Source organism: Candidatus Amarolinea aalborgensis (genome assembly GCF_900491745.1).
GTDB classification, from domain to species: Bacteria; Chloroflexota; Anaerolineae; order SSC4; family Amarolineaceae; genus Amarolinea; species Amarolinea aalborgensis.
Genome location: NZ_UETR01000013.1, coordinates 45,545 through 69,775, shown reverse-complemented (window position 1 = coordinate 69,775; position 24,231 = coordinate 45,545). Strand labels below are relative to the sequence as shown.

The following is a 24,231-nucleotide window of genomic DNA, read 5'->3' as shown; positions in this document are numbered from 1 at the left end:
CTCTTTGTAAAAGACCCTCACGCGCAAGGCACTCGTGTGAAAGGCGCCCCTTCGGCGCGTTGCAGATAGGATTTGCGGCGGTGTCTCAGGTGGGGTATAATTTCAGTGGTAAGACAAGTGATTAAAGAATGGACTTACATCACCAAGTTAGTGCCCGCAACCTGTCAGAGGTGTCCTTGGCAGGTGCTGATCGCAAGACGACTGAACCATTATGCTCCGGCTCGCTTCGGTGCAATCCCGACGCCGGGGAGTTCTGCATTCGAAAGGAGGTGGGTTCCCGGTTATAATGGCAGGGTCGCCCCTGGCGGGCTTGGACATTCCTCGCAAGCACACGGCAGCCTCTGCCAAGCAGTACACCCCGTTACTCATCTATTTGCTTCGCTCAATTGTATCCAAAGGAGGAGACATTCAATATGCGTACCAAATTTTTCACCGTTCTAAGCGTGCTCGTTCTGTTGAGCATGATCATTAGTGCGTGCGGGGGGGCTACCCCAGCACCCACACCGACGGCCGTTCCGCCCACGCCAACGCCTGCGAAGGTCGAGCAACCGACCCAATCCGTGGCGCCCACCGCGGCTCCGGCGAAGGCATTGAAGATTGGTCTGGTGACAGACACGGGTGGTGTGAACGACAAGTCATTCAACCAGTCGGCGTGGGCCGGCGTGCAGAAAGCCGTGGCTGATCTGGGGGTTGAGGCGAATTTCATCGAGTCCAAGCAAACGACAGACTACGAAAAGAACATCGATGCGTTTGCGACCGAAGGGTACGACATGATCGTGACGGTCGGGTTCTTGATGGGCGATGCGACGGCAAAGAAGGCAAAGGAATATCCGAACATCAAGTTCGCGATCATTGATAATGCCTTCTTCCCGACCAAGGACTCGGCGACCTGCCCGGACACGGTGAAGGACTGCTACGCTGACGGTGGGTTGACCAACGTGACCAGCCTGATGTTCCAGGAGGATGAGGTTGGCTACCTGGCGGGCGTGCTGGCGGCGTGCATGAGCAAGACGGGCGTGATCGGCTCGGTGGCGGGCATGGAAATCCCGCCGGTGGTGCGGTTTGTCGTCGGCTACCAGACCGGCGCCAAGAGCGTCAAGGCTGACATCAAGGCCCTGAACCAGTACATCCCCTCGTTCGTTGATCCGGCCAAGGGCAAGGAAGTCGGCTTGGCCATGATTGCGCAGAAGGCGGACGTGATCTTCGGCGTGGGTGGCAACACTGGCAACGGTGGCCTGACCGCGGCGAAGGAAAAGGGTGCGATGGGCATCGGTGTGGATGTGGATCAGTACCTGACCTTTGCCGATGTCAAGGACATCCTGATCACCAGTGCGGCCAAGAACGTTGACGTGGCGGTTTACGGCGCCATCAAGGAATTGGTCGGCAGCCAGCTCAAGGCGGGCATGGAGACAGCCAATATCAAGAACGGCGGCGTAGGTCTGGCGCCATACCACGACTGGGAGAGCAAGATCTCGCAGGATTGCAAGGACAAGGTGACCGCCGCGACCGACGGCCTCAAGTCCGGCGCCCTCAAGACCGGCTACGGCGAGGCTGCTGCGGCTCCGGCGAAGGCATTGAAGATTGGTCTGGTGACAGACACGGGTGGTGTGAACGACAAGTCATTCAACCAGTCGGCGTGGGCCGGCGTGCAGAAGGCCGTGGCTGATCTGGGGGTTGAGGCGAATTTCATCGAGTCCAAGCAAACGACAGACTACGAAAAGAACATCGATGCGTTTGCGACCGAAGGGTACGACATGATCGTGACGGTCGGGTTCTTGATGGGCGATGCGACGGCAAAGAAGGCAAAGGAATATCCGAACATCAAGTTCGCGATCATTGATAATGCCTTCTTCCCGACCAAGGACTCGGCGACCTGCCCGGACACGGTGAAGGACTGCTACGCTGACGGTGGGTTGACCAACGTGACCAGCCTGATGTTCCAGGAGGATGAGGTTGGCTACCTGGCGGGCGTGCTGGCGGCGTGCATGAGCAAGACGGGCGTGATCGGCTCGGTGGCGGGCATGGAAATCCCGCCGGTGGTGCGGTTTGTCGTCGGCTACCAGACCGGCGCCAAGAGCGTCAAGGCTGACATCAAGGCCCTGAACCAGTACATCCCCTCGTTCGTTGATCCGGCCAAGGGCAAGGAAGTCGGCTTGGCCATGATTGCGCAGAAGGCGGACGTGATCTTCGGCGTGGGTGGCAACACTGGCAACGGTGGCCTGACCGCGGCGAAGGAAAAGGGTGCGATGGGCATCGGTGTGGATGTGGATCAGTACCTGACCTTTGCCGATGTCAAGGACATCCTGATCACCAGTGCGGCCAAGAACGTTGACGTGGCGGTTTACGGCGCCATCAAGGAATTGGTCGGCAGCCAGCTCAAGGCGGGCATGGAGACAGCCAATATCAAGAACGGCGGCGTAGGTCTGGCGCCATACCACGACTGGGAGAGCAAGATCTCGCAGGATTGCAAGGACAAGGTGACCGCCGCGACCGACGGCCTCAAGTCCGGCGCCCTCAAGACCGGCTACCAGCCGTAACAGCGCGACAGGCCTAGGGGCGGAGCGGTTCCTCTATCCGATTCGCGCTAAAGCCTGAAAAAGCCCCGGGGGCGAACTGGTCCGTTACACAACCGGTTCGCCCCCTTTGCTAGCTTCCAGCTTCCTAAGGAGGCGATTATGCCCTTAGCACTTGAGGCACGCAACATCACCAAGCGTTTTCCTGGCGTTCTCGCCAACGACAAGGTCAACTTCCAGCTTGAAAAGGGCGAGATTCACGCCCTGCTGGGGGAAAACGGCGCCGGCAAAACGACCTTGATGAACATCCTCTACGGGCTATACAAGGCCGACGAGGGTGACATCCTGGTAAATGACCAACCGATTGCCATGGGAGACTCCACGGACGCGATCCAACACGGCATTGGCATGGTGCACCAGCACTTCATGCTCGTGCCGGTGATGACGGTCGCCGAAAACGTCATGTTGGGCGCTGAGGAAGCGACTCGACGTACGGCCTGGTTGGGTCCGTTAAGCCACCTCAACATCTCTGCCGTTGAAGAGCGGATTCGGGCGCTCTCAACGCGTTACGGGTTGACTGTGGATCCCTCCGCCTCTGTCCAAATGCTGCCCGTCGGTGTTCAGCAACGGGTTGAGATCATTAAAGTCCTCTATCGGGACGCCCATATCCTGATCCTGGATGAGCCGACCGCCGTGTTGACGCCGCAAGAGGCGCAGGATATGTTCAAGATCATGCGGTCGCTGGTGGATCAGGGTGTTTCGATCATCTTTATCACGCACAAACTCAAAGAAGTACTGGCCATCGCCGACCGGATCACGGTGATGCGCGCTGGCCGCGTTGTAGGCAGCACCACGCCGGCTAAGACGACCGAATCCCAATTGGCAGCCATGATGGTGGGCCGTGAGGTGATTCTCGAGGTCGAGAAGGGCGAGGCGAAGCCCGGCGCGCCCGTTCTGAAGGTGGAACAACTGTCGGTGCTCGATGACCGCAAAACGCAAGCGGTGCGCGGGGTATCATTCGAAGTGCACACCGGCGAGGTGCTGGGCATTGCGGGTGTGCAGGGCAACGGCCAAACCGAACTGGTAGAGGCCATCACCGGTCTGCGTAAGGCTGAGTCAGGCCACATCCACCTCGGAGAGGATGACCAAGTTAATCATTCGCCGCGCCAGATCTTCGAGCATGGTACCGCCCACGTGCCGGAAGACCGCCAAAAACACGGCTTGGTGCTCACCTATTCCGTGCGTGATAACCTGGCCTTGATCAGCTACTATCATGCCCCCTTCTCGAAGAGCGGAATCATTGAGGAAGAGTTTATCGCTCGCAACGCCACCAAGCTCATTGCCGAGTTTGACATCCGCACCCCAAGCCCTGATACGCTCGTGCAGACTCTCTCGGGCGGCAACCAACAGAAAGTAATCGTCGCTCGCGAGTTGAACCGCCCTGTGAAGCTGCTGGTGGCGGCCCAACCAACCCGTGGCCTCGACGTCGGCTCCATCGAGTTCATCCACCACCGTATCATCGAGTCGCGGGATGCCGGCTGCGCCGTTCTGCTGGTGTCGGCCGAGTTGGACGAGGTCCTGGCGCTGTCCGACCGGGTGGCGGTGATGTATAAGGGCGAAATCCTCGACATCCTACCGATCCAGGAAGCCACGCGCGAGCGGGTCGGCCTGCTGATGGCCGGCGTGCATGAGCAGAGGTGAGACGATGACAGCAACTGCAGAAGTACGAGAACGAGAATCTAGCAGGACACAGGCATTGCTCTACCGGTTGGGTGTACCCCTGCTTGCCATCCTTACGGCTCTCCTGCTCGGCGCCCTTGCGATGTGGGCGTCTGGGTCCAACCCACTCGTGGCCTACAAAGGGCTGCTGGACGGCGCCCTATTGAAGCCGCGCGCCTTCGGCGAGACGCTGGTGGCGACCACTCCCTATCTCCTGCTGGCCCTAGGTGTCGGTTTTGGCTTTAAGTGCGGCTTGTTTAACATCGGCGTAGAAGGCCAGTATTACATCGGCCAGATCGCGGCGGTGTGGGTTGCCATCAATGTGCCCGGGCTGCCGTTGTATATCCACTTGCCCTTGACCATCCTCGCCGGCATGTTGGGAGGCGCAATCTGGGCTGGAATCCCAGGTTTCCTGAAAGTGCGTTTCGGCGCCCACGAGGTCATCACGACGATGATGATGAACTACGTGGCATTCAACCTGGCCGATTACCTGGTGGGTCTCAAAGGCCCGATGCGCGATCCCAGGGCCAGCATTCCGCAGAGCCGCCCGATCCGGCCGTCGGCCGAATTGCCGCGCTTCAACGAACTGCCTGCGCTGATGGCCAGTCCCCTGGCCCGGATCGCCACCGCTCTGATCATCGGCATCGGCCTCTATCTGCTGCTGCGCCTGGTGTTGCGCTACGGCTTCGGCGGGCGATTCCGCAAAACCAACCCGTGGATTGTGGCCGGTGTCGGCGTCGTCTCGGCGGTGGGCATGTGGCTGCTGCTGGGTAATCTCGCCGCGTTCGGCGGCGCGTTCGTGGACAAGGGGAGCCGCCTCCACATTGGGTTCATCATCGCGCTCGCGATGTCGGTGTTCATGTGGTGGTTGCTCTACAAGACCACTTTCGGCTTTGAGATCCGAACGGTGGGCGCAAATCGTGATGCAGCCAGTTATGCCGGGATTAACATCACCCGCAACGTGGTGCTGGCCATGGCCATCAGCGGCGCGCTGGCCGGTTTGGCCGGCACCATTGAGATCATCGGCCTGGATCGCGTGCTGAAGTCCTTCTTCTCGGCGGGCTACGGCTTCGACAGCATCGCCATCGCCTTGCTGGCGAACAACCATCCACTCGGGTCGATCCTTTCGGCGCTGTTCTTCGGCGCTTTGCGTAACGGCGCCGATCTCATGGAGTTGCGCTCCGGCGTCTCCAAGCAAATGATCTCCGTGGTCCAGGCGCTGATCCTGATGTTCGTCGCGGCGCCGGCTGTTATCCGCTTCATCTACCGCATCCGCGCCCCACGGGGCGAGAAAAGCGTGACCGTCACCAGCGGTTGGGGCAAGTAGCCCGAAGGAGGATTGTACAATGGACTGGTCTACTCTCCTGAGCCTTGCCCCGAGCATCCTGGCATCAGCACTGCGCACGGCTACACCCATTGCATTGGCGGCCTATTCCGGCATCCTCGCTGAACGGGCCGGCGTCGTCAACATTGCCATCGAGGGCATGATGCTGATGGCAGCCATGGTCGGCGACCTGGCGATGCTCTACTCCGGCAACATCTGGGTTGGCGTGGTCGCGGGCGTGCTCGCGGCCGGCCTGCTGGCGCTGGTGCACGGGGCGCTCAGCATCAGCTTCAAGACGGATCAGATCATCAGCGGCACGGCGATCAATATCTTTGCCATGGGGCTAACCGGCTTCTTTTACAAGCGGTTCCTGGCGACGCCCACCCTGTCGCGTCCATCGCCCAGCACGCTGCAAGCGATCGACATCCCGCTTCTGAAGGATATCCCTATACTCGGTGACGTCTTCTTCAAGAACCGGCCGATCGTCTACACGATGTTGCTCCTCACGTTTGTGATCTACTACGTACTGTTCCACACACCCTGGGGCCTGCGGGTGCGCGCGGTGGGCGAGCACCCCAAGGCGGCTGATACCATGGGCATCAACGTCTTCAAAGTGCGCTACATCAGTATCTTCCTCAGTGGGTTAGTGGCCGGATTGGCCGGTGTATGGTTCGCCCTAGAACAGGTGGGGCACTTCGATATGCTGATGACCAACGGCAAGGGTTTCATCGGCCTGGCAGCGATGATCTTCGGCAAGTGGAACCCATTAGGCGCGCTGGCGGCGGCCGTACTCTTCGGCCTGCCCGAGGCGGTGCAGATCAACCTGGCAATGTCGCTGCCGAACATCCCGTACCAGTTCATGAGCATGATCCCGTACATCCTGACGATCATCGTGCTCACGGGCGTGGTGGGCCGCGCCATTCCCCCAGCCGCCGATGGCAAACCATATGAAAAAGGCTGATGCCCTCTGGAACTGCAAGCATCACGACCATAACAAGAAAGGAGAATGGCTCGAGACAAAATCAAGGTTCATACTATGACGGCCACGAGGGATGTCCATCATGCAGAGTCGTCCTTCCGGTAACTGCCAGTTGCAGAGATATTCAAACAGGAGATTGAAAAATGCGTAAGCGTGTCTTTGCTACGTTTTCGGTGTTAGTCATCGGGGCGATGCTCTTGAGCGCCTGCGGTGGCGGAGCAACACCAACCCAGGCGCCCAAGGCGACCGAAGCACCCAAGGCGACCGAAGCACCCAAGCCGGTCGACATTGGCACCGAAGCCAACCCCATCAAGGTTTACTTCGTTCCGTCGGTGGACGCGAACGTGATCGTGGCCGGCGGTGACATCATGGCGGTTGCGCTGGAAAAGGCGACCGGCCTGAAGTTCAAGGTCTCGGTACCCACTTCCTACGCCGCCACCATCGAAGAGATGTGCGCCTCACCCACGGACAGCATCGGCTTCATCCCTGGCCTGGGCTATGTCCTGGCGAATCAGCGCTGCGGCGTGGACGTCTCGATGAAGGCCGTGCGCCGCGGCCTCGATTGGTACGCCGCGCAGTATATCGTGCAGCGCGACAGCCCCATCAAGACCCTGAAGGACCTGAACGGCAAGAAGTGGGCCTATCCCGATGCCGGTTCCACCTCAGGCTACCTCTACCCGCTGTACCAGATGAAGACCGAGGGTGTCACGCCCGGTGAAAAACTGGCCGCTGGTGGACACCCGCAGGCCGTGCAGGCCGTGTATGACGGCAAGGCCGACTTTGCCACCACCTTCTTCAGCCCGCCGGCCAAGCCCGAAGGCGAAACAGCATGGAAGTGGGGCGACGATCCTGACATCCCGGCCGACAAGATCAAGGACTGCAAGATCAGCGATGACAAGAAGGCGCTGGTTTGCGGCGGCTGGACTGTGCTCGATGCCCGCACCAACGTGCGTGAGCAGGCTCCGGATGTCGTGGCCAAGGTGCGCATCCTGGCCCTGACTGTGCAAATCCCGAATGACACGCTGAGCTTTGGCCCTCAGTTCCCCAAGGAACTGCGCGCTAAGATCGAGCAGGCCATCATGGACTTCTCCAAGACTGAGGATTGGGCGAAGTCCATCGGCGACAGCAAGTTCTACGGTTGGACCAGCGTGACAGCCGCCACGGATAAGGAATATGACCCGATTCGCGGCGCCGTCGAAGCCAGCGGGCTGAAACTGGAAGACCTGGGCAAGAAGTAGACTGCACAGGCGTTCTGCTATAGCAGCGTCATTGGGCAGAGGGAGTTCTCCTTCTGCCCAATTTTGTAGGTAGTCATAACGAATCGTAGCGAGGGGAGTCTCACCGTGCTTGAAGTACGCAACCTCACGAAGGTGTACGACGGCAAAGTCCGCGCCCTGGACAACGTCAGTTTCACCGTCCCGGACGGCCAATTCCTGGTGGTTATCGGCCTGAGCGGGTCGGGCAAATCCACGCTCCTGCGCTGCATCAACCGCCTGGTGGAACCAACCAGCGGGCAGATCATTTGGAACGGCCTTGATGTCACGGCGGCGCCGGCCGAAGACTTACGCCGCATCCGGCGCCGGATTGGCATGGTTTTCCAGCACTTCAACCTGGTCAATCGCTCTAGCGTGCTGACCAACGTGCTGGCCGGACGGCTAGGCTACGTCAACCCTGCCTTCAGTCTCATCAATCGTTTTCCCAAAGAGGATGTGGAAAAGGCATTGCAAAAGCTGGATCGCGTGGGGATTCGTGACAAGGCTGCGGTGCGCGCCGACGAGTTGAGCGGCGGGCAGCAGCAGCGCGTCGGCATTGCGCGCGCGTTGATGCAAGACCCTGAATTGATCCTGGCCGATGAGCCGGTTGCCAGCCTCGACCCCGTGCTGGCGCACAGCATCATGACGCACCTGGAACAGATCAATCAGCAGGATGGCGCCACGGTCATTTGCAGCCTGCATTTTTTAGATCTGGTGCAACGCTACGCCGACCGTGTGATTGCCCTCAACCAGGGCATGCTGGTGTTTGAAGGCAAGGCCAAAGATATTGACGACCAGCGTTTCAAAGAAATCTACGGCCAGGAAGCGGAACGCGTGGGGGATGCCAAGCATTAACGGACGCTCTATCTGAGCTCTGGTAGATAACGCACAGCATTGACCATCTCGTTAGCGGGCATAGGTTTCAGGGAATGTGAGAACGCCATCGTGATCCATGACGGCGCCTGTGTCTGTCACGACCTCTGTGATGCGATTCTGATGAATCTCTGTTTCGATTTCTTGGCGGTGATCAAAATAGTAACTAATAGCATCATAAAGTGCAGCCGGTTCTAGCTGAGGATAGGCTTGCCCTATGTCATCGAGGCTATCACCGGCCTTCCACATGGCAACGATCAGCCAGACCGGGATGTTACTACCGCGTAAGACGGGACGCCCGCCGCGTTGGCCTTCCTGTCGCACCACATAGGGATGATCGGTAGGCTGAATTTGAGCGCGGAGCAACGTTTCGGCGAATTCATTCAGATCGCGCTGGGCCGCGCGTGCATGTTGCGACAAGCGATCGTACATTTGTTGTGATATCGTTAGAACTGTAACCGGCGCCATAGGCCACCTTGTAGAATTGTAGAGTTCGACTACTGGAATCGAGCAACATGTCCGCTTGTCATTATAGGATGGCGATCAAGTCGTGTCAAACCTGCGTCAACCTACACGTCTGTTTTCTGGCAAAATGATGGAGCACGACAGCCAGCAGTGTGTGGTCGAGCGCCCCAAGGAGCGTTGTAGATCATGAAACGTAGTCAAAAATCTATCATGCGTGCACTCTTGACCGCCGTCATCGTTGTGGTCGCCGTCATCATTTACGCCTACGGTTTTCAGGTCACACAGGTCAACTTGGAGGAAACGGCCAAGCCCCAGCGCCAGCAGCAGCTGGTGCGCATCATTCGCGCTATTGTGCAGCCCGATCTGTTGACCTATCCAACCGAGTCTACCAAGACGTTGGCGCCGATTTTGGTGCCTTGTCCGACCAACCTGCCTGCGCCCGCGGCCGCGCCAGCCACGGGGCCTATCTTGACCATCTCCAAACCGTGCGCGGCCGGCGATGAGCGCATCAGCGTGACGGGCGCCAATTTCCCGCACAACGCCGATGTGGCTGTGCGCTTCCGGCCGGAAAGCCAGGCCACTCTGCCTGGCATTTCGATCAAGACCGATGAAAAAGGCGCGTTCACGACCACCTTCACGATTCCACGCAACCGCGAGGCCGCGGTGGCCCAAGCCATCGAAGCCGAATACAAGACCGTCGTCGGGCGACCCTACCTGTCTGACACCACCAAAGAAACCTGGAACAAGATCATTGAAACGATCTTCATGGCGCTGTTGGCGACCACCCTCGGCACCGTGTTGGCTTTCCCCATTGGCTTCCTGGCCGCCGGCAATCTGATGCGCCCCGTCACTTCACCGTTCACGGCCATCATGTTGTCCTTGTTGACCTTGCCGCTGGGCGCTTATGCAGGCTCGCTGGCCGGCGGGCAGTTGGGAAGGCTCGGCGTCACGATGGGGGGCGCCAATGGGCTGCTGGCCACGGGCGCGCTGGCCGTGGTCGGCGTGGTGATGTTCCTGGCGCTGCGTTTTGGAGTCGGCGGGGCCGAGGATGATCGCCCGACGGGCTTGCAACGCGCAGGACGCGCGGGCGGCCTGCTCGTCGCCGGCTTGACCTTGTTCGTCAATCTGGGGTTGGTCGCCCTGTTGAGCCAGCGCCTGGGCGCTTTTCTTTCAACGCGCATCGGTGGCTTAGGCTTCCTCGCCCTCTTCATGGCGAACCTGGCGCACGTGCTGGAACTGCTGCTGCCGCTGCTCGGCGCCGCTGCCGGCATCGCCATCGTCAGCGCCCTGACCAGCCCGCTGGGCGCCAAAATCCTGCCCAGCCTGGCCCATAAGCCGCGCAAGATCATCGCTGTGGTTCTGGCCGCGCTCAACGGCGCGCTCTACGCCGCGTTGATCGGCGCCAGCATCGGTTGGCTCTACCAGTTGGAAAATCGCGTCAATTACCTCCTGATTCCAGCCATCATCGGCGCCGCGATTGGCCTGCTGATTGGGTTGCGCGCCGATGTCGAGTCGCCAACCCCAATCGGCTCTGTGGTCTACCTGCTCACGCGCACGGTGCTCAATGCGCTGCGTGCGATCGAACCGCTCATCATGGTGATCGTTTTTGCAGTTTGGGTCGGCATTGGGCCGTTTGCCGGCGTCCTGGCCTTGTGTCTGCACACCATTGCTTCCCTGGGCAAGCTCTACTCCGAACAGGTCGAGAGCATCCAGGAGGGGCCGCTGGAAGCGGTGACCGCCACGGGAGCGACCCGCCTGCAAACGATCGTCTACGCTGTCATCCCCCAGATCGTGCCGCCCTATATTTCGTTCACCCTGTATCGCTGGGACATCAACGTGCGTATGAGCACGATTATCGGCTTTGCCGGCGGCGGCGGCATTGGCTTCCTGCTGCAGCAAAACATCAACCTGCTGCAGTACCGGCAGGCGAGCGTGCAAATGCTCGCCATTGCGGTCGTGGTCGCTTCCCTCGATTATCTCAGCGCGGCCATTCGTGAGCATTACGTGTGATCCTGCCTGGCTGCGGTCAGCAGGAGCGCGCCTTACCCGCTCGACCCTGGCGTCTTTGCTCTGCCCCGCCATCGGTGCTACAATCCCGCGGTCTTGGATCGAGGCCGTGATGAAGAGGACGCAGCGCTGGCGGCTGGTGGTCGTCCTGAGCGCGCTGGCGGGGCTGCTGGCGAGCGAGCTGCTTCTGCGCCGACGCGATAATCTCGCCCATTGGGCCACGCCAAGCGATCATCTGCTGGCCGCAACCCAGAGCCTGACATGGGACGCCGTCCAGGGACGCCGCCGCGTGGTCGTGCTCGGCGATTCCATTGCCGCCGGGGCGCAGGTGGCGCCGACTGCGGCCTGGCCGGCGCTGGTGCAGCGGCAGCTTGACGATGTCCAACCTGGCGCGTGGGCCATCATCAATGCCAGCGTCCCCGGCGAAACCGCGCTGCAAGGACTGCTGCGGGTTGAGCGCGATGTCCTGCGCTGGCATCCGCACCTGGTGCTGATCGCCTTTGGCCTGAACGATGGTCGCCTGGTGGGAGCAACCCCGGCTGACCTGTGGCGGCGCGAGCTGTTGTGCCGAGGCTACTTGCATCCTGGCCCGGTCTATCTGTTCACCTGGCTGCGCGGGCAGCTGCGCCAAGCGGCCTGCCGCGCTGACCTGACTGCGGATCGGTTCGACCTGCGCCGGTCTCCGCCGGCGGAGTACCGTCAGGCGCTGCGCTTGAGCGTAGAAAAGATGCGACAGGCCGATCCGAAAACCCAGATGATGCTGATCAACTTGACTCCGATTGGCCCGGCCTGCGGCGCCGGGCGCGGGGAGGGCGGACATGCGCAGCAAGTCGCGGCTTATGAGGCGTACCGCGCAGTTGTGCGCGATCTAGTCACGGAGCTGGGCGTTGAGATGATTGATGTGTCGTCTTCCCTGGGGGCGCCTGCGCAGGCGACCGTGCTGCAAGACGACGGCCTGCATCTGACGACGGCCGGTCAAACGATCATGGCTGCCGTCGTAGCCAGGCGCATCTCCGACTTGAAAATAGGACGCGAATGAACACGGATCGCCGCGGATTGTCTGCTGTGATCCACGGTTGTGCGCTCGGCAAATGGGTAATTCGCCTTGAATGAGCAAACAAACAATGCCCAAGAATCCAAAGCCGGGCGTGAATGGCGCCGTCGCCAGGCATGGCCTCCGCGCTGGCCGGAGATCACCGACGAGGCGGTGCGCCAGGTCATCGGCCGTATTCCGCGCGAACGGTTCGTCGCCGAGCCGTACAGCGCCTGGGCGTATGACGACCGACCCTTGCCCATCGGCTTTGGGCAGACCATCTCGCAGCCGTTCATTGTGGCCTTCATGACCCAGGCGCTGCGCCTGCGCCCTGCCGATCGTGTGTTGGAAGTAGGCACTGGCTCTGGCTACCAAACGGCGATCCTGGCGGCGCTGTGCGCGCACGTGGACAGCGTCGAGGTTCAGCCTGAACTGGCTGCCAACGCGCAAAGCCGCCTACACGAACTGGGCTGCCAGAATGTGGATATTCATGTGACCGATGGCTATCAAGGCTGGTTACCCGGCGCGCCCTATGACGCGATCATTGTGACGGCGGCGCCCGAGCAGGTGCCGCCGGCGTTGGAAGAACAACTGGCCTTCGGGGGACGCCTGGTGATTCCAGTCGGCGCGGCGCTCGATGACCAGACCCTCTGGTTGATCGAAAAGCACAATCAACACATCAAACGCAGTCCATTGACGTTGGTACGCTTTGTACCGCTGGTGGCGGGCGCCGCAGACTAGCCACAGGACTATCATCATGAAACTGACATCGCTGCTCATTCCCGAAGGACCGACCGCCCATCCCCGGCGTGTACTGATTACTGGCTGCCTGGGGCAACTGGGCCGTACGTTGCAGCAAACCCTCGCGCGGCACGTGCGCTTGGGCGTTGATCTCCCGGATTGTGATATTACCGATCCGGCTGTGATTCCGTTCATCGAAGCACAGGCGCCCGACGTCGTCATTCACACGGCCGCCTACACCAACGTGGATGGAGCTGAAGCCAACCCGGACCTGGTTTTCCGCATCAATATGTGGGGTACGCACAACCTGGCCCTGGCCTGCCAACGTATCGGCGCGCCGCTGCTCTACATCAGCACGAACGAAGTCTTCGACGGAACCCGCACCAATACCGCGTACTACGAATGGGAGGCCGTCAATCCCCTCAGCGTGTATGCGCGTTCTAAAGCGGCTGGCGAAGCGGCGGTCAGGACGCTTCTGCAGCGCTTCTATATTGTGCGCATCGCCTGGCTCTTTGCGCCGGGGAACAACAATTTTCCGCGCAAAATCATCGAGGCCGCGGATAAGCATGGCGCGCTGCGCGTGGTGAGCGATGAGTTCGGCAATCCGACCTACGCGCCTGACCTGGCTGCGGCTATTGCGCAGTTGATCGAAACCAATCATTTCGGCATCTATCACCTGGTCAATGGCGGCTCCTGCTCGCGGTACGAGTTTGCGCGTGAGATTTTGCGTCAGGCCGGCCGGCCGGATGTCGCGGTGACGCCCATCGCGCACACGGAATGGGTTCGATCCAGCACGCCGCCCTTGCATGCCCTGCTGGCCAACACCAATGCCGCGGCGCTCGGCATCACCCTGCGGCCCTGGCAAGAGGCGCTGGCTGCGTTTTTCCAAACATCATGAGCGACGTACTGGCTTTTCCGCTGGCTTCGATCATCATCCCCACGTTCAATGGCCTGCGCTTTTTGCAGGCCTGCCTGGACGCCCTGCACCGGCAGACCTACACGCGGTATGAAATCATCGTCGTGGATGACGCCTCCACGGATGACACGCTGGCCTATTTGCAGGCCGAGCAGGCGGATGTGCGCGTGGTCACGATGGAAAGCAACCGCGGGCTGGCGGCGGCTTGTAACGCAGGCGCGGCTGCCGCACAGGGCGATATTCTGGTCATGCTCAACAATGACACCGAGGTCGAACGCCCGTGGCTGGCGGAGTTGATCTTACCCTTCGCTCATCCTGAGGTCGGCAGCGCAGCGAGCAAGATGCTGCTTTTCGATCGGCGCACCGTGCTGCACAACACCGGCGACCAGATGGGCGCGGATGGCATCCCGCGCAACCGCGGGGTCTGGGAAGAAGATCGAGGACAGTATGATCAGCAGACGATGGTGTTTGGCGGCTGCGGCGGCGCCGTTGCTTATCGTCGCGCGATGTGGGAAGAGGTGGGCGGCTTCGACGAAGACCTGTTCATGTACCTGGAGGATGTTGACCTGGCCTGGCGGGCGCAGATGGCCGGCTGGACGGCCCGTTTTGCCCCCCGCGCGCGCGTCTACCATCACCTGAGCGCCACGGGCGGCGGCGCCCTTGCCAGTTACTACACCGGACGCAACACCCTTTGGGTTCTCTACAAGAACATGCCCGGCGCGCTCCTCCGCCGCTACTGGCCGCGCATGGTGGCCGCGCAGCTCAAGGTGGCCCGTGAGGCGGCCTGGGCTGGCCTGCGCGGCGGCGAAGCCGCGCGGGCGCGCTTGCGCGGTCAACTAGACGGCCTGCGCACCCTGTCGCACCTAAAGGCCAAGCGGGCCGCGGTTCAGGCTGCGCGCCGCGTCACCGATGAGGAGATAGACAACCTGCTGCTAAAATCGTAATTTGTGCTTTGCACTAACTCGCGTCCCACCAGTCTTCGGTGACAACGGAGGTCGGGATGCGAATCGGTTGGCGGGCTTCGCGGGCTTCCGGCGTGGTGGCCGGATGCACCCAGCCCAGGTGGCGCAAACCGACTTCCACGGCCTGCGCCACGGTGGCGTAATGGTCCAACCGTTTGAGGAGCGCTGGCGGCCCGCCTGGCTGCAGCGTGGCCTCAGCCGGCACCCGCGCCAGCACCACCTTGCAGTTGGCTACGCTGCGCGCGGCCTGCGTGAGTCGCTCGATTTCAGCCCCGGTGACAGGCGTCGAAGTCGCCAGGTCGAGGACCAACCAGCGCGCGCTGGTGTTATCGGCCTGACGCCGCAGCAAACCAGTTAAGGAATCAACGGATGCATCAAAAATACCATCGTTGACTGTCACCACCGTCAAGCCATTCGCGATGGCAGCCGCCACATCCAGCGGCGTGCGCTGCCGTCGTTCTTCTTGCACGAACTGGCGCAGGGCCAGCGCCTGCAGCCAGATGGCGCCAACGGTCAGCGCGACCCAGGGCAACAGGACGACGACGCCTTCTGGCGCCAGACGCCAAGCCAAGAGCGCCGTGGACAGGGCGCCAAGCGTCGCCAAACTGGCAGCCCCCAGCACTCCCACCCCTGAACCAAGCGCTACCGCAGCCACCACTGGCAGGGGCAGAAAAAACGCCAGGAGGACGGGGGCAAAGACCGGGCGTTCGTAGGCGGCGGCCAAGACGACCAGGGCTGTCAAAGCCAGAGTGATCAGAACGGCAGCGGCCGGCTGCCGTTGGCTGAGACGCGGATAATACAACCAGAGGAACGCGGCGTCTGCGGCCAGGATAAGGATGAGCAGCCATCCCCACTGCTGCCAGAGCAGCAGAACGGCAATGAGTAGATTGAAGATCAGTTTAGCCGACTGCAGTACACGCACACGGCGAATCATCTCTTGACGCGAAAAGAGCATGGCAACTCCCTGACTGAGCCTGCTGATGATGTGTGCCAGATTATAACCGACAAACGCCGAGTCGGCAACGCGCCTCATGGGGCGCAAACGCAAATAGTCTATCCAACTTGACATGATTTAATCTCAAAGCCTGAACGAATTGATGCACGAGTAATCCATGAGCCAAGACGCAACTATAACCATGCCGGGTGCTCCCGCGGAGCCGTATGACGTCCGCCAATACCGCCAGGTTTCTGTGACGATAGATGTCATTCTATTTCGATTTGTTGATAACGACCTCAAAGTGCTCCTCATCAAACGCAAAAACTGGCCGTTCGAGGGTCATTGGGCGATTCCTGGCGGGTTCGTTGGCTTCGACGAACCGCTGGAAGAGGCCGCTTTGCGCGAGTTGGCCGAAGAGACCAATGTCCACGATGTGTACCTGGAGCAGCTGTACACTTTCGGCGATCCCGCACGTGATCCGCGCACCCGCGTCATCACCGTAGCCTATTTCGCTCTCCTGAGCGCAGAACAGGCTGCGCACAGCCCGCTGCGCAACAGCGGCGATGCCGCCGACGCCAATTGGTGGTCTATCTACAACCTGCCACAGCTCGCTTTCGATCACGCCAAGATCCTCGAGTATGCCCTGCGCCGTTTACGCTGGAAACTGGAATATACGGCTTTGGGCTTCATGCTGCTGCCCAAAGCCTTTACCCTCAGTGAACTGCAGGCAGCCTACGAAATCATCCTGGGCGAAGCGTTGGACAAGCGCAACTTTCGTCGCAAGATTCTGGCGGCTGAGGTGCTGGAAGAAACCGGCGACACGAGCGAAGGCCCAGGACGCCCCGCGCGCCTATTCCGCTTCAGCGCGCAAGCGATCGAGATGGAACAAGCGCGCCGCCGTTTCCCCTGACGCCCGCCGCCTTCACTCCATCCACATAGGAATCCTGATCGTGCCGCCGTCGGTTTGACAGATTCCTACGCTTGCATTATAATTAGTGTCATAAAGACACAAAGTTTGACCAGCGATGCTGGTTTTTTCTCTCATTCACGTTAGTGTCTTGTTTACACTAAAAAACCGGCGCTCAACGTATCTTTTTCTTGTAACGCATGATGCGCCTGGCCGGTTACCGTGGATTCACAGGAGGTAGTCGTATGTCAGCGACCTCGATTTTGACCATTGTCGTCGCTCTGTTGCTCATTCAACTCGCTCGCCAGCAGCTTCGCTTGTGGGCCGATCGGCAGGTGATTGCGGCCCTGCAAAAACACAAGCTCGAGGCTGACGTGAAATCAAGAAAAACCGCAGTGCCGTTGGCCGACGCCATTGCCTGGGGTATCCTGATCATGGCTGTGGTTTGGGTGTTCCGCGCGTGAAGGCCTGCGTCTGCCTCCGCCGGGCTGCTGCTCTGTCCTGCTTGATGGAACCGTGATTCTCGGCTATAATGCTCCGCGGATCGTGATCCGATAGTCTCATGCCCGGAGGATTCCATGCGCATTCTGGTGGTTGACGATGATCCGCCCAGCGTCAAGATGATTTCATTCTTGCTGCGCGAAGAAGGCTACACCGTGCTCACCGCGTCGAATGGGGCCGATGCCCTGGACATCGTCGAACGCGAAGCGCCGGACCTGGTCATTCTGGATGTCATGATGCCGCACATGGATGGGCTTGAAGTCTGTCGGCGGATTCGGCGGACGATGCAGGTGCCCATTCTGATCCTGTCAGCTAAGGGCGAAACCGCCGACCGCGTCGTTGGGCTTGATGTCGGCGCTGACGACTACCTCTCGAAGCCGTTTGATCCGACGGAGCTGCTGGCGCGCGTGCGCGCGGTGCTGCGCCGGGCGGAGGCTTTCGGCTTCAGCGACAGCGATGCCGGTTTCTTGACGGTGGGCAATTTCCGACTCGACCCCGTGGGCAACAAGGTGTTCATGCCCAGCGGCAAGGTCGCCGAGTTGACTCCTATTGAGTTCCGCCTTCTGCACTACCTGGTGCGCAACGCCGGCCGCATCCTGAGCCACGATCAGGTGCTCGACAACGTCTGGGGCTACGGCTACGATGGTTATGCCAACCAGATTGCGGTCTACATGCGTCGTCTGCGCAACAAACTAGAAACCGACCCGAACAATCCCACCTATCTGCTCACCGTGCGCGGCCTCGGCTACAAATTCGATGCCGACGCTTCCTGACGGCAGCTTCTCCATCTGCAGCTCGAAATTTGAGGTGATCTCATGCAAAACGCGCTCACCGTTACCCAACCGGTTTCGCGCACGGCCCAGTTGAAAACCCTGTGGAAAGTGCTCAAGCTCCTCGCGCGTGACCCACGGCGCCTGGGCAACCTGATTGACTACCGCGCCGAGGAACGCGCCTACGTCAATCAACATTACGGGCTGAACGATGGCCTGCCCACGGTAGATCTGCTCGATCTGCTGCCGGGCTTCGACGAGACGGTGGAGCCGGTCAGCTTCCTGGAGGGCACCTCGCTGGTGACCGACTTGGCCCTACTCAGGGCGCTGGCGCGGCGCTTTCCCCAATGTCGTTACCTGGAAATTGGCACCTGGCGCGGCGAAAGCGTTGCCAACGTGGCGCCGCTGGCGGCCGCATGCGTCTCCATCAGCCTGTCGCCAGACGAAATGCGCCAAAGCGGCTACAACCAGGAGTTGATTGCTGCGCACGGCTTCTACTCGAAGAAATATGCCAACATCACCCACATTGGCCATGATTCGCGCACCTTCGACTACTCCACCCTGTCCGAGAAATTCGACCTGATCTTCGTGGACGGCGATCACACCCATGACAGTGTGCGCATTGATACTCAGAATGCGTTTCAAATGCTGCGCGGCCCAGATTCCATGATCGTCTGGCACGATTACGGCCATACGCGATACTCCATCCAGTGGCATATTTTGGCCGGCATCCTCGACGGCTGCCCGCCGGACAAACGCGCTCATCTGTATCATGTTTCCAACACGTTGTGCGCCATTTACTCGCCGCAGCCCTTGGCCGCCAAAATTGTAGACGCGCCGCAGATTCCTTCCAAGACATTTCGTGTCAGTCTGTCCGCGATCCGCACCTGATGCGAGTCATCTCGGGGGCGTCTGATGCTGCCGCCCTTCTTGCCCGAAGGGGTGACGATTGAGCTGGTGACTCAAGCCATGGCCGGCGTGACCATTTTCAGCGCGGCCTACCTGGCCGAAAACGTGCGCGGCGGTTTGCAAGCGACCCCGCTTTGGCCCATCAGGGTCTGGCAAATCCACCTTCATTCGCACGCTCGACGAAGTTCAAAAAAGCGCCAGGAAGCCACAGTGTTTGGCGTCCTGGCGCTTTAGCCCAAAGGGAGTACGCGACGTCTACGGAGAGACCGTGACGCTCACCTCCGCGCTGCTGATCAAGAGGTTGCCATTGGGGCTGATCAGGTCCGCCCGCAAGCGGTGTTGACCGCGGCTGAGCGGCTTGGGCAAGGCAAGCTGCCACGTTCCTCTGCCATTCGAGGATGTTTCACCAACCACCTGTTGATCCACCAAGACCCGAATCGAGCTGTCGGGCATGGCTGACCCGCTGATCGTCAGGGCTGCGCCCGCGGTCAGCCGCGCGCCAGCCATGGGCGCCATAATCGTGGGCGGCTGCGGCGCCAGGATCGTGACCAGGGCGGGCGCTGAGCGTCCCAGGGGCTGGCGTTGGGCATCTGTCGCCTGAACGCGCAGCAGATGGTCGCCTTCGGTCAGCGGCGCGCGCAGATCAAGCGTCCACTTACCCTGCGCGTCCGCCACGATGTCTCCCAGCCGGCGATTGTTATCAAAAACCACCACGAGGGCGCCCGGCGGCGCGGTCCCTTCGATGCGAGCCAGGGGCGCTGCCATTTGCGACCCATGGCGTGGTTTGACAATGCTCAGCGGCGTCGTCTCAGCCGGCGCAGCGGGCGCGAGCAGCGCAGGAACTTCCGCCGTTGTCTGGGGCTGCGCAGTCTGTGCGGCCGGAGAAACGGTGTTCACCACCTCAGGTGCTGGTGTTGCCAGGGCGAAGCCAGCCGCGCGGCGCTGAATGACATAATTGACCACGCTCAACAACAAAAGCGTCAGCAGAGCGCCTGTGATGAGCAGCACATTGAGGCGATCCAGCGGCCATTCCCAAAATGGTGGGCGTTGAGGTTGCATGAGCTACCCTCCCCGGAGGACTACAGCGGTTTGACGCTGCGACGGCGACCGCTGCCTGTCGTGCGTTCGGCGGCCTCTTGAATCCAGGCCGCATAATCGCCGCCGGGCAACCCGGCGCTTTCGACAATCGCGGCCAGTTCCTGGGGCGAGGCTGCCGCCAGGCTGGCAAAGCTGTAGAAGCCGGCTGCGCGCAGCGCATCAGCGGTCTTCTCGCCCACCTCCGCCAGCAGCGTCAGGTTATCGGGCTGCAATGATCGCATGGCTGGCTGCTGCGCCAGCGCTTCCACCCCGTGTTCTGCGGCAGCCCGCGCCTGCGCGATCCAATCTGCATAGTCCGTCTTACGCCAGGCGGGCGCTTGGATGATGGCGGCCAGCTCGTCCACGGTCATGGCGGCCAGGCCGGCAAAGGTGGTCACGCCCGCGGCGCGCAGGCGCTGGTCGTAGGCAGGGCCGATGCCATCAATCTCGATCAAGGGATCATTCCCGGTTGTGGCTCCTGGCAGCCCTCGCCCCGCTATCTTCACCGCGCCGAGGTCAATCGCAGGCAATTCGACCACGGGAGCTTCCAGCGTCGGCAGTTCAACCGCGCCCAGTTCAACCCTAGGTAACTCGACCGTCGGCGCTTCCAGCGTCGGCAGTTCGACCGCGCCCAACTCGATGGCAGACAGTTCGACCGCGCCCAGTTCAACGGCAGGCAATTCGACCGTTGGCGCTTCCAACGTCGGCAGTTCGACCGCGCCCAACTCGATTGCAGGCAGTTCGACCGTTGGCGCTTCCAGCGTCGGCAGCTCAACGGCCCCAAACTCAACCGCAGGCATTTCGACCGCAGGCGCTTTCAGCGTCGGCAGGCCAAACGCGCTCAGCTCAACCGCAGGCATTTCGATCGCAGGCGCTTCCAGCGTCGGCAGGCCAACCGCGCCCAGCTCAACCGCAGGCATTTCAACTCCGCCCAACTCGATTGCGGGTAATTCAACCGCGGGCGCTTGCAGCGTCGGCAGCTCAACGGCCCCAAACTCAACCGCAAGCGCTTCGACCGCTGGCGCTTGCAACGTCGGCATTTCAACTCCGCCCAACTCGATGGCAGACAGTTCGACCGCGCCCAGTTCAACGGCAGGCAGTTCGACCGTTGGCGCTTCCAGCGTCGGCAGTTCGACCGCGCCCAGCTCAACCGCAGGCATTTCAACTCCGCCCAACTCGATGGCAGGCAGCTCGACCGCGTCCAGGTCAACGGCAGGCAGTTCGACCGTTGGCGCTTCCAGCGTCGGCAGGCCAACCGCGCCCAGCTCAACCGCAGGCATTTCAACTCCGCCCAACTCGATGGCAGGCAGCTCGACCGCGCGCGGCTCAACCGCAGGCAGTTCGACCGTTGGCGCTTCGATGGTCGGCATTTCGACCGCGCCCAGCTCAACCGCAGGCATTTCGACCGTTGACGCTTCCAGCGTCGGCAGGCCGACCGCGCCCATCTCAACGGCAGGCAATTCGACCGTTGGCGCTTCCAGCGTCGGCAGTTCGACCGCGGGCGTTTCCAGCGTAGGCAGTTCGACCGCGGACGCTTCGATGGTCGGCAGTTCGACCGCGGGCGTTTCCAGCGTCGGCATTTCGACCGCCCCCAGCTCAACGGCAGGCAATTTGACCGCAGGCGCTTCGATGGTCGGCAGTTCGATCGCAGGCTCTTCCAGCGTAGGCATTTCGACCGTCGGCGCTTCCAACGTCGGTAGGCCAACCGCGCCCAACTCGATGGCCGGCAGTTCGATCGCAGGCGCTTCCAGCGTCGGCAGGCCAACCGCGCCCAGCTCAACCGCAGGCAATTCGACCGTTGGCGCTTCCAACGTCGGCAGTTCGACCGCGCCCATCTCAACGGCAGGCAATTCGACCGTTGGCGCTTCCAGCGTCGGCAGTTCGACCGCGCCCAGTTCAACCGCAGGCAATTCGACCGCAGGCGCTTCCAACGTCGGCAGTTCGACCGCGCCCAGGTCAACGGCAGGCAGTTCGACCGCATGCGCTTCGATGGTTGGCATTTCGACCGCAGGCGCTTTCAGCGTAGGCAGTTCGACCGCGCCCATCTCAACGGCAGGCAATTCGACCGTTGGCGCTTCCAGCGTCGGCAGTTCGACCGCGCCCAGTTCAACCGCAGGCATTTCGACCGCAGGCGCTTCCAGCGTCGGCAGTTCGACTGCGCCCATCTCAACCGCAGGCGCTTCGACCGCGGGCGTTTCCAGCGTCGGCAGTTCGACCGCGCCCAACTCGATGGCAGGCAATTCGACCGCAGGCGCTTCCAACGTCGGCAGTTCGACCGCGCCCAACTCGATGGCCGGGAGGTCAGGCGTCGGCGCGTCGAAGGCTGGCGGTTCACGGGCGAGCATCTCGGGCGTTGGCTCCTGCGCGGGGGGCGTTTCGAGTTCAACCGCCTCCGGCGCCTCCGCATCGTGGACGACGGCCGCCAGCCGCGCCAAACGCTCGGCCTGCATTCGTTCTACTTCCTGGGTGCGCTGAGCCACTTCGCCTTGGAGCGCGTTCATGCGCACCTGTGCGCGTTCCAAACGGCCATCCAAGTCACTGATACGGCTTTCCTTGGCCCTCACGGCCGTCTGCAGCTCCTCTATCCGTTCATCACGCACCGTCTGGCGCCAGCGCCGGAAATACCAAATCTCCAGCAGCCATTCTAGCCCCAGGCCCACAATGAATCCAACAATGCCAGCGACGAGCAAATTAAGTCCGTTTGCCATGCCCTTCCCCCTCTCCGTGCTCCGCCGCCCTGGCGGTCGCGATCTTTGCGGTGACATAGAATTCTCCAAAGGTTCGTGTCGTGAAGGTCTCATTGACGTACATTATAAGGCTGATTCAAATGGGCGTCAATCAATCCCGCGGGTTCTCGAGGTTCCTGCCGCGTCAAGCGACAGTTAGACATCCCCGCATCAGAATGGTAGAATAAAGTCCGTTGCGTGTTCAATCTGACCCTTGCGAGGATCTCCATGCCCTACACGGCGCCTACTGGCACCAAGGATATTTTGCCTGAAGAATGGCCCTTCTGGCGCTGCCTTGAACAAAACATTCAGCGCATCACCGCGCTTTACGGCTTTGCACCGATTGATGTTCCGATCTTTGAATCCACGGCGCTTTTCACGCGAGGTGTGGGTGAAGGCTCGGACCTACTGGTACAAAAAGAGATGTATTCATTTCAAGACAAAGGCGGCGAGGAGCTGACCTTGCGCCCGGAGTTTACCGCGGGCATCATGCGCGCCTACGTTGAACATGGGATGCACACACAGCCCGCGCCGCTGCGTCTCTACGCGGTCGGTCCTATCTTTCGTCAGGAGAAGCCGCAGGCCGGACGCTATCGCATCCACCACCAGTTCAACGTCGAAGCGCTGGGCGAGGAAGATCCGGCCATTGACGTGGAGGTGATGAGCATCGCCTGGGATTTGTACGATGCCCTGGGCTTCCAAGGCCTTTCTTTCATGATCAACAGCACCGGCTGTCGCATCTGCCGGCCCAACTTCGTGCAAGCGCTGCGCGACTACTTCACCCCAATGGCGGCGGAATTAGGCGAAACGGATCGTATACGCCTGGCGCGCAATCCGCTGCGCCTGCTCGATTCCAAAGACCCAGACATGGAACTGCGGCTGGCACGGGCGCCGGTCATTCATGATTATCTGTGCGCCAGCTGCCGCGATCACTTTGCTGCCTTGCGCCAGTATCTTGATCTGTTGGGGCGGCCGTATTCCATCAATCCGCGCTTGGTGCGCGGCCTGGATTACTATGTCAAAACGGTGTTCGAGGTCTGGGCGCAAGGCATTGGCGCGCAGGCGGCTGTTTGCGGCGGCGGTCGTTACGATGGGTTGATCGAGGAACTGGGCGGCCCGGCTGTGCCAGGCGTCGGCTTTGGCTCCGGCATCGAGCGCATCATCCTGGCGATGAAAGCCCAAGGCGTGAGCGTACCGGCTCTTCCCGCGCCGTTAGTCATGTTGGCCTACCGGGGCGCGGCCGCGAAATTGGAAGCCATTCGTCTGTTGCAGATGCTGCGCCAGGCCGGCATCGGCGCGCTGCTGCCCTATCGCGACAGCCTCAAAGCCCAGTTGAAACAGGCGGATCGCGCGCAGGCCCGTTTCGCGTTGATCCTGGGCGACGATGAACTGGCCGCGGGCAGCATCACCGTGCGCGATTTGACCGGCAGTCAGCAAGTCAGCGTGCCGCGCAGCGAGATCATAGGCTGGCTGCGTTCAGCAGGCGAAGCCGCCCCGACGCCAGCGCAGTCGGTCGCCGCAGTCAGCTGAAGGTGGCCGCCGCCGCTGGCAGACTGCGGTCTCAGCGGCCGCCAGGCAGAGCAATCTCGATCACCGCATGAATCTCGCAAGGAGGTCGT

At 61.2% G+C, this 24,231-nt stretch carries 20 protein-coding genes and 1 pseudogene; 17 read left to right on the top strand and 4 right to left on the bottom strand.

The window, feature by feature from the left end; genetic code table 11:
* Positions 1–413: 413 nt before the first annotated feature.
* The 6 genes from ACPQ6D_RS15970 (at position 414) to phnC (ending at position 8,643) form a co-directional block, all read left to right on the top strand.
* The gene (locus ACPQ6D_RS15970; RefSeq protein ID WP_423225342.1) at positions 414–2,537 is read left to right on the top strand and encodes a BMP family lipoprotein; all 2,124 of its coding nucleotides are present in this window, start codon (positions 414–416) and stop codon (positions 2,535–2,537) included.
* 138 nt (positions 2,538–2,675) lie between these two features.
* Complete coding sequence (locus tag ACPQ6D_RS15965) at positions 2,676–4,214, top strand: ABC transporter ATP-binding protein (RefSeq protein WP_423225341.1); 1,539 nt, start codon at positions 2,676–2,678, stop codon at positions 4,212–4,214.
* 4 nt (positions 4,215–4,218) lie between these two features.
* Positions 4,219–5,559 (top strand): ABC transporter permease, encoded by a 1,341-nt coding sequence (locus ACPQ6D_RS15960; RefSeq protein ID WP_423225340.1) that lies wholly within the window; start codon positions 4,219–4,221, stop codon positions 5,557–5,559.
* Positions 5,560–5,578: 19 nt separating this feature from the next.
* Positions 5,579–6,517 carry an ABC transporter permease gene (locus tag ACPQ6D_RS15955; protein WP_423225339.1) on the top strand — a complete coding sequence of 313 codons (939 nt, stop codon included), beginning with the start codon at positions 5,579–5,581 and terminating at the stop codon, positions 6,515–6,517.
* Between the two features lie 161 nt (positions 6,518–6,678).
* Complete coding sequence (locus ACPQ6D_RS15950; protein WP_423225338.1) at positions 6,679–7,773, top strand: phosphate/phosphite/phosphonate ABC transporter substrate-binding protein; 1,095 nt, start codon at positions 6,679–6,681, stop codon at positions 7,771–7,773.
* A gap of 105 nt (positions 7,774–7,878) precedes the next feature.
* On the top strand, positions 7,879–8,643 hold the full coding sequence (gene phnC, locus ACPQ6D_RS15945) for a phosphonate ABC transporter ATP-binding protein (protein ID WP_423225337.1): 765 nt from the start codon (positions 7,879–7,881) through the stop codon (positions 8,641–8,643).
* A gap of 51 nt (positions 8,644–8,694) precedes the next feature.
* Here the strand turns inward: phnC and ACPQ6D_RS15940 are convergent, their stop codons facing one another.
* On the bottom strand, positions 8,695–9,129 hold the full coding sequence (locus ACPQ6D_RS15940; RefSeq protein WP_423225336.1) for a DUF433 domain-containing protein: 435 nt from the start codon (positions 9,127–9,129) through the stop codon (positions 8,695–8,697).
* Positions 9,130–9,312: 183 nt separating this feature from the next.
* Here ACPQ6D_RS15940 and ACPQ6D_RS15935 point away from each other — a divergent pair, with 183 nt between their 5' ends.
* The 5 genes from ACPQ6D_RS15935 to ACPQ6D_RS15915 all read left to right on the top strand — a co-directional run bounded on the left by ACPQ6D_RS15935 (position 9,313) and on the right by ACPQ6D_RS15915 (position 14,767).
* Complete coding sequence (locus ACPQ6D_RS15935; RefSeq protein ID WP_423225335.1) at positions 9,313–11,136, top strand: ABC transporter permease subunit; 1,824 nt, start codon at positions 9,313–9,315, stop codon at positions 11,134–11,136.
* Between the two features lie 109 nt (positions 11,137–11,245).
* Complete coding sequence (locus ACPQ6D_RS15930; RefSeq protein WP_423225334.1) at positions 11,246–12,172, top strand: SGNH/GDSL hydrolase family protein; 927 nt, start codon at positions 11,246–11,248, stop codon at positions 12,170–12,172.
* Between the two features lie 66 nt (positions 12,173–12,238).
* A complete protein-coding gene (locus ACPQ6D_RS15925; RefSeq protein ID WP_423225333.1) occupies positions 12,239–12,907 on the top strand; it encodes a protein-L-isoaspartate(D-aspartate) O-methyltransferase in 669 nt (222 codons plus the stop codon).
* A 16-nt stretch (positions 12,908–12,923) separates the two neighbouring features.
* A complete protein-coding gene (gene rfbD / locus ACPQ6D_RS15920) occupies positions 12,924–13,805 on the top strand; it encodes a dTDP-4-dehydrorhamnose reductase (protein WP_423225332.1) in 882 nt (293 codons plus the stop codon).
* The gene (locus tag ACPQ6D_RS15915) at positions 13,802–14,767 is read left to right on the top strand and encodes a glycosyltransferase family 2 protein (protein WP_423225331.1); all 966 of its coding nucleotides are present in this window, start codon (positions 13,802–13,804) and stop codon (positions 14,765–14,767) included. Before rfbD ends, ACPQ6D_RS15915 begins: the two co-directional genes overlap by 4 nt.
* A 13-nt stretch (positions 14,768–14,780) precedes the next feature.
* Here ACPQ6D_RS15915 and ACPQ6D_RS15910 read toward each other — a convergent pair whose 3' ends face one another.
* Positions 14,781–15,740 (bottom strand): DUF2339 domain-containing protein, encoded by a 960-nt coding sequence (locus ACPQ6D_RS15910; RefSeq protein WP_423225330.1) that lies wholly within the window; start codon positions 15,738–15,740, stop codon positions 14,781–14,783.
* 157 nt (positions 15,741–15,897) lie between these two features.
* On the opposite strand from ACPQ6D_RS15910, the gene ACPQ6D_RS15905 reads away from it, so the two are divergent.
* The 5 genes and pseudogenes from ACPQ6D_RS15905 to ACPQ6D_RS15885 all read left to right on the top strand — a co-directional run.
* Positions 15,898–16,632: an NUDIX hydrolase gene (locus ACPQ6D_RS15905; protein ID WP_423225329.1), complete on the top strand. Its 735-nt coding sequence runs from the start codon at positions 15,898–15,900 to the stop codon at positions 16,630–16,632.
* A gap of 242 nt (positions 16,633–16,874) precedes the next feature.
* Positions 16,875–17,093 carry a hypothetical protein gene (locus ACPQ6D_RS15900; RefSeq protein ID WP_423225328.1) on the top strand — a complete coding sequence of 73 codons (219 nt, stop codon included), beginning with the start codon at positions 16,875–16,877 and terminating at the stop codon, positions 17,091–17,093.
* Between the two features lie 114 nt (positions 17,094–17,207).
* Entirely contained in the window at positions 17,208–17,903 is a 696-nt protein-coding gene (locus tag ACPQ6D_RS15895; RefSeq protein ID WP_423225327.1) for a response regulator, read from the top strand.
* A 42-nt stretch (positions 17,904–17,945) separates the two neighbouring features.
* A complete protein-coding gene (locus ACPQ6D_RS15890; RefSeq protein WP_423225326.1) occupies positions 17,946–18,791 on the top strand; it encodes a class I SAM-dependent methyltransferase in 846 nt (281 codons plus the stop codon).
* An 18-nt stretch (positions 18,792–18,809) separates the two neighbouring features.
* Positions 18,810–18,941, top strand: a pseudogene (locus ACPQ6D_RS15885) (amino acid ABC transporter permease); the annotation flags it as partial.
* 123 nt (positions 18,942–19,064) lie between these two features.
* Here the strand turns inward: ACPQ6D_RS15885 and ACPQ6D_RS15880 are convergent.
* Both ACPQ6D_RS15880 and ACPQ6D_RS15875 read right to left on the bottom strand, forming a co-directional pair.
* Positions 19,065–19,868 carry an Ig-like domain-containing protein gene (locus ACPQ6D_RS15880; RefSeq protein WP_423225325.1) on the bottom strand — a complete coding sequence of 268 codons (804 nt, stop codon included), beginning with the start codon at positions 19,866–19,868 and terminating at the stop codon, positions 19,065–19,067.
* A 20-nt stretch (positions 19,869–19,888) separates the two neighbouring features.
* Positions 19,889–22,594 carry a helix-hairpin-helix domain-containing protein gene (locus ACPQ6D_RS15875; RefSeq protein WP_423225324.1) on the bottom strand — a complete coding sequence of 902 codons (2,706 nt, stop codon included), beginning with the start codon at positions 22,592–22,594 and terminating at the stop codon, positions 19,889–19,891.
* 246 nt (positions 22,595–22,840) lie between these two features.
* On the opposite strand from ACPQ6D_RS15875, the gene hisS reads away from it, so the two are divergent.
* Entirely contained in the window at positions 22,841–24,142 is a 1,302-nt protein-coding gene (gene hisS, locus ACPQ6D_RS15870; RefSeq protein WP_423225323.1) for a histidine--tRNA ligase, read from the top strand.
* The last annotated feature ends 89 nt before the right edge of the window (positions 24,143–24,231 follow it).

What these genes read in the sequence shown, in the direction of transcription:
- ACPQ6D_RS15970 (WP_423225342.1), top strand. Translation starts at nt 414, where the DNA reads ATGCGTACCAAATTTTTCACCGTTCTAAGCGTGCTCGTTCTGTTGAGC.
- ACPQ6D_RS15965 (WP_423225341.1), top strand. Translation starts at nt 2,676, where the DNA reads ATGCCCTTAGCACTTGAGGCACGCAACATCACCAAGCGTTTTCCTGGC.
- ACPQ6D_RS15960 (WP_423225340.1), top strand. Translation starts at nt 4,219, where the DNA reads ATGACAGCAACTGCAGAAGTACGAGAACGAGAATCTAGCAGGACACAG.
- ACPQ6D_RS15955 (WP_423225339.1), top strand. Translation starts at nt 5,579, where the DNA reads ATGGACTGGTCTACTCTCCTGAGCCTTGCCCCGAGCATCCTGGCATCA.
- ACPQ6D_RS15950 (WP_423225338.1), top strand. Translation starts at nt 6,679, where the DNA reads ATGCGTAAGCGTGTCTTTGCTACGTTTTCGGTGTTAGTCATCGGGGCG.
- ACPQ6D_RS15940 (WP_423225336.1), bottom strand. Translation starts at nt 9,129, where the DNA reads ATGGCGCCGGTTACAGTTCTAACGATATCACAACAAATGTACGATCGC.
- ACPQ6D_RS15935 (WP_423225335.1), top strand. Translation starts at nt 9,313, where the DNA reads ATGAAACGTAGTCAAAAATCTATCATGCGTGCACTCTTGACCGCCGTC.
- ACPQ6D_RS15930 (WP_423225334.1), top strand. Translation starts at nt 11,246, where the DNA reads ATGAAGAGGACGCAGCGCTGGCGGCTGGTGGTCGTCCTGAGCGCGCTG.
- rfbD (WP_423225332.1), top strand. Translation starts at nt 12,924, where the DNA reads ATGAAACTGACATCGCTGCTCATTCCCGAAGGACCGACCGCCCATCCC.
- ACPQ6D_RS15915 (WP_423225331.1), top strand. Translation starts at nt 13,802, where the DNA reads ATGAGCGACGTACTGGCTTTTCCGCTGGCTTCGATCATCATCCCCACG.
- ACPQ6D_RS15910 (WP_423225330.1), bottom strand. Translation starts at nt 15,740, where the DNA reads ATGCTCTTTTCGCGTCAAGAGATGATTCGCCGTGTGCGTGTACTGCAG.
- ACPQ6D_RS15905 (WP_423225329.1), top strand. Translation starts at nt 15,898, where the DNA reads ATGAGCCAAGACGCAACTATAACCATGCCGGGTGCTCCCGCGGAGCCG.
- ACPQ6D_RS15900 (WP_423225328.1), top strand. Translation starts at nt 16,875, where the DNA reads ATGTCAGCGACCTCGATTTTGACCATTGTCGTCGCTCTGTTGCTCATT.
- ACPQ6D_RS15895 (WP_423225327.1), top strand. Translation starts at nt 17,208, where the DNA reads ATGCGCATTCTGGTGGTTGACGATGATCCGCCCAGCGTCAAGATGATT.
- ACPQ6D_RS15890 (WP_423225326.1), top strand. Translation starts at nt 17,946, where the DNA reads ATGCAAAACGCGCTCACCGTTACCCAACCGGTTTCGCGCACGGCCCAG.
- ACPQ6D_RS15880 (WP_423225325.1), bottom strand. Translation starts at nt 19,868, where the DNA reads ATGCAACCTCAACGCCCACCATTTTGGGAATGGCCGCTGGATCGCCTC.
- ACPQ6D_RS15875 (WP_423225324.1), bottom strand. Translation starts at nt 22,594, where the DNA reads ATGGCAAACGGACTTAATTTGCTCGTCGCTGGCATTGTTGGATTCATT.
- hisS (WP_423225323.1), top strand. Translation starts at nt 22,841, where the DNA reads ATGCCCTACACGGCGCCTACTGGCACCAAGGATATTTTGCCTGAAGAA.